Source organism: Nitrospirota bacterium (assembly GCA_016214385.1).
Taxonomy (GTDB): Bacteria; Nitrospirota; Thermodesulfovibrionia; order UBA6902; family JACROP01; genus JACROP01.
In genome coordinates, this window is record JACROP010000003.1 from 1 (window position 1) to 4,216 (window position 4,216).

Annotated in this window: 6 protein-coding genes; 3 read left to right on the forward strand and 3 right to left on the reverse strand. The window is 43.9% G+C overall.

The features are described 5' to 3' along the window. Positions 1-2,264, reverse strand: a 2,264-nt coding sequence (locus HZC12_00140) for a carboxypeptidase-like regulatory domain-containing protein (protein MBI5025146.1), incomplete at its 3' end; no start/stop codon positions are given. Positions 2,265-2,314: 50 nt separating this feature from the next. Here HZC12_00140 and HZC12_00145 point away from each other — a divergent pair. Both HZC12_00145 and HZC12_00150 read left to right on the forward strand, forming a co-directional pair. After that, positions 2,315-2,479: a hypothetical protein gene (locus tag HZC12_00145; GenBank protein MBI5025147.1), complete on the forward strand. Its 165-nt coding sequence runs from the start codon at positions 2,315-2,317 to the stop codon at positions 2,477-2,479. After that, a complete protein-coding gene (locus HZC12_00150) occupies positions 2,463-2,876 on the forward strand; it encodes a hypothetical protein (protein ID MBI5025148.1) in 414 nt (137 codons plus the stop codon). Before HZC12_00145 ends, HZC12_00150 begins: the two co-directional genes overlap by 17 nt. 297 nt (positions 2,877-3,173) lie before the next feature. Here HZC12_00150 and HZC12_00155 read toward each other — a convergent pair whose 3' ends face one another. Continuing rightward, on the reverse strand, positions 3,174-3,587 hold the full coding sequence (locus HZC12_00155) for a hypothetical protein (protein MBI5025149.1): 414 nt from the start codon (positions 3,585-3,587) through the stop codon (positions 3,174-3,176). An 88-nt stretch (positions 3,588-3,675) separates the two neighbouring features. Here HZC12_00155 and HZC12_00160 point away from each other — a divergent pair, with 88 nt between their 5' ends. Next, on the forward strand, positions 3,676-3,855 hold the full coding sequence (locus HZC12_00160; GenBank protein ID MBI5025150.1) for a hypothetical protein: 180 nt from the start codon (positions 3,676-3,678) through the stop codon (positions 3,853-3,855). A 143-nt stretch (positions 3,856-3,998) separates the two neighbouring features. On the opposite strand, the gene HZC12_00165 is transcribed toward HZC12_00160, so the two are convergent. After that, positions 3,999-4,216, reverse strand: a 218-nt coding sequence (locus HZC12_00165) for a hypothetical protein (GenBank protein MBI5025151.1), incomplete at its 5' end; no start/stop codon positions are given.

Here is a 4,216-nt window from a genome sequence, read left to right on the forward strand (position 1 = left end):
GTCCCTGCTATTGCCCAGTCATTGGGTGCCTCTCCTTCATTTGGAGATTCATCGTAATACCAGAGAACTGCCTTTTGCCCTGGAAGCAGGCCTAAGTCATTGGGGGCCTTAAAGGGAATAGGTTGATCTGCTGTCCCACCACCGATTTTATCAAAATAGAACATATAGACTGTCCTTACAAAGGCATTCTGTGGAAGGGGTTTTACAGGGAGCTTGTCTGTAGGGACTGTCCTTACAGAGACCCTCTGATTGGGCTTTCCATCCCATCCTGTGATCTTTACTCCCTTTGGAATCCTCATCTCTACACCCGGGACATCTGGGTCTTTAAGGATCGTGTCTTCATTCGGGTTTATGTCCTTGAAGTCCCAGTTTTTCTGCTTATGCAGATATATCTGGAATGGCATTTCTTTTATTCTGTCTGCATCAATATCTACTGTGAGTGGAATGGTTGGATGATAGCTTTCTTTCTCCCTTAAATGAGGCGTTTCTCTATACTTTGCTATTGCTCCTGAGCCATGTATCATGAGGTGCTGCTTGCCTGAGGGAACATTCTCAAGGGTGAAATAACCATTGGCATCTGTAACTGCCTTTATGCCTTTTATCTGAACTGTTACACCCTCAATGGGCTGTTTACGGGTGTTTAAAATCCTGCCTGTGAGATGTCCGATACCTGATGCAGGATGTTTGTCTGATTTCTGATCCCTGATCCCTGAGGGCTGAGGGCTGAGGGCTGATGGTAGTTCTTCTACCACATTGAGCCATACAGGGTTTGATGTAGAGATGCCGTAACCTTTATTGATAACAACTACTATATATTTTCCAGGGGACTTAAGGTCAGGAGGATTTAGCTCTGCCTCAAGTAAGATGCTGCTTATGAATCGGGTCTTCAGGTCTGTGCCATTGAGATTGACAACTGCACTGGGAAGAAAGTTCTTGCCCCTGACTTTAAGTGTAATAGGAGGGCTTCTCAGGCCTACTGTATCCGGGGTGAGGGAATCTATAACAGGGACTGGATTTAATATATTAAAGAAAAGGGTATTGGATATACCACCACCAGGGGATGGATTTATTACATTGACAGGTATATCCCCTGGTTGAGAGAGCTCTTCTGAGGGGACAATGGCCTTAAGGCTCTCATTGCTCTCAAAAAATGTCCTTGACTCTTTCAGGTTAAACCTTGCCCTCGATTCCCTTGTGAATTTTGAGCCTTTAATGGAGAGGCCAAGTTCAGGAGAGCCTGCAGTTGTGCCCTGGGGAATAAGAAGGTCTATCTTTGGAATCGGGTTTTCGAGCTTTACGAGGGCAATGCCATCCCTGTAGGCTATTAGGGCAATGTTCCATGAGGGATCAATGGCAATGGCATTGGGATTTTCATAAAAGGGGATTGTGTCTAAGATACTGATGCAAGATGCAGGATTCATGATGCATGATGATAGAGAGATTACAGTAATACTATTGTCAGAAGGGTTTGTTAGGACTGCGATATGGGTGGAGGGGTTGACTGCTATGCCTGAATATCCGATGCCTGATGCAGGATGCACGATGCCAGAGGTTATTGGCTCTAAGGTATCTGCATTATACAGATGCAGGATGCCTGATGCAGGATGCCTGATGTCTGATGAAATCAACAATACGAGATAGCCGAGGTTGTGGTCTATGGCCATACTGATGGGGACATAAGGGAGTAGGGTCCCTTTGGTTATAGCCTCTGTTTCTAAGTCCATGAGCATGAGGCTGGAGCCATTGGCAATGTAGAGTGTATCGCTTTTGGGATTGATGGCGATAGTTTGTATGGTGCTGGATTCCGCATCAAGCATGCCCTCGAAGGTCTTAATCGGGGGTGCGGAATGACGTTTAACAGTAAGCGTCTTGATAGTATTGCCTGTCTCAAGGTCAATAAAATTAAGAGTCCCATCCTTTGAGGAGATGATGGCAATGTTCCTCATAGTGTCAACTGCAAGGCCTGTTGGGGTTACTGTGAGGGGAAATCTATTTATTATTGTTAATGAGGGGAGAGCGATGAGATAGAGGGTCTTTGACTCACTGCTTATTGCCAGGGCTATACCTGTAACAGGGTTGACTGATAGGCCTGTGATCTTATCCTTAAGGGGTATATTGCCTTCTATCCTGATTTCATAGGATAAGGCAGTTTTAGAGAGTAAAAGGATAAATAAGATGGTCAAAATGACATACCGGATAAGCCTTCCTGTTTTCATGATGACCTCCCTGAATACATAAAATGGAATTTGGGTCTTAACATCCATATTGACAACTCCTTACCTCTATAGTAATCTTTAAAAAGAGGTAATAAATTATGAAAAGCAAAAAAGCAGAAGCCCAGAGACTGTGGGACGAACTGCGCCAGAGTATATCTAAAAGACCTTCTCCTTTCGCAGAAAGGAGCGAAGAAGAAGTTATCGAACATCTCCGCAAAATCAGAAAAAAACTCTGGGAGAAAAAACTTGCGGTTCGTCCTTGATGCCAATGAGTATATTTTTGGCCTGGGATTTTTTAAAAAAGAAAGTTGTGAATCCCTTTTAAAATCTCTTATAGATAATCTCTCCTTACATTCTATTTTCATCTGCCGAACAATCGTAGAGGAAGTAAGGGCTAATTTAACCCCTAAGGAATTCCATAATTTTATCAAATTTATTACTATTCTCACTGCTATTGACGACGATTTCCTTATTCCATTTGAATTAGGCGCAAAATATGAAACAAAGGGATTTAAAGAGGCTGACGCCTTGATTGCCGCATATACTGAATGGGTTGGGGCTGATGCCTTAGTCACTGAAAACCGACACTTTTTAAGCCACCATGGCGGCTTGCCTTTTAAAGTTTTAACTGCTAAAAATTGTTTGAATATCATTTATTGACCCCTGTAAATTAATGTCCTATGTATTACTATTTCTGTCATTCCCCGGCCCCCGATCAGAATCGAGGGCATGCTTGACTGGACATCCACCACAAGATGTCATTCCCGAAATATTTAATCGGGAATCCAGCTCTTTATATAGTTCCCCCGATTAAATCGGGGAAAGGCCCCGCACTTGATGCGGGGGTCAAGCCAGAGAATGACAATAAAAGAATTCTGTCATTCTGAGGGGCGTAGCCCCGAAGAATCTCGTTTTTTCGCTCAGAGATTGCCACGGGCTTCGCCCTCGCAACGACCGTTATCTTTTTACTAAACCCGCAATCATTAATTCCTCTGCCTTTATCTCCTTTCCTGTTTCTGTTATATAAACCACTTCTGATTCCTTGCCCATTGTTGCTGCAACACGAACCTTTTCTATCTTTTCATTATCATAGAACATGGCTGTAAGCAGCGTAAATGTTGCCTGAGCCATGATTACATTTGCATAACTCGTTGACAGATTCACACTTGCTGAAGCTGTGGAAGATGAATTTGTCCGGCTTAAGGTTGCTGTCACATCTGTAGCGCTTCCATACTGGGGGATCATAGAGACTTTAACTGTTGTCCCAGTAGGTATGTTTGATGCTGAAAGATTTACTGTTACAGGATTTGTTGTTGTGCTCGGGAGTAACATGTCGGGTTGAGCATAAGAGCCTGTTGGACTTGCCGGCACATTTGTCCCTGCAATGGATGTAATCTTAAGCGACGGTGCATTGGCAACAAAGACACTACTCGGCTGGCCATAGGTATATGCAGGGTCTGTGCCAGGGGTGAAGTTATTTGTTGTTGCCTCGAGCCTTATGCGGCCCTGTCCACCTTTACTTGTGGTTGTAAGCTCACCTCCTTTTGCAGTAATGGTCCCGCTACCAGATATGGTATTCGCAATAAGCCTTATTGCACCACCGCTTCCACCACCAGCGCTACCAGATGAGGAAAATTAGGGACACATCCCATATTTCCGTTTTTCAGCGTTCATCGTCATCGGAAAATATGGGATGTGTCCCCATTTTTTTCCATTTATATGGGATGTGTCCCCATTTTTTTCCATTTTTTTTTAACACGGCTCTCGGACAACCCTTCACCTTCAAGCCCTTCGCCATGAAACTCGGTAGTCGTTATACAGCCCAAGGTCTTTATAAAGATACTCCCTCTTGATGGCCTTCCATCCAAACCCTGCCTTGTTCTGCTTCCTCCTGATGAATCTCCTTACTCTCTTGATTATGTAGTCCCTCAGTTTGGAAAACCATCTTGAGGCATGTCCTATACGAAAGTAGTTAACCCATCCCCTTATCAGTCTGTTCA

Coding starts and splice junctions, on each gene's coding strand:
- HZC12_00145 (MBI5025147.1), top strand. CDS start 2,315: ATGAAAAGCAAAAAAGCAGAAGCCCAGAGACTGTGGGACGAACTGCGC.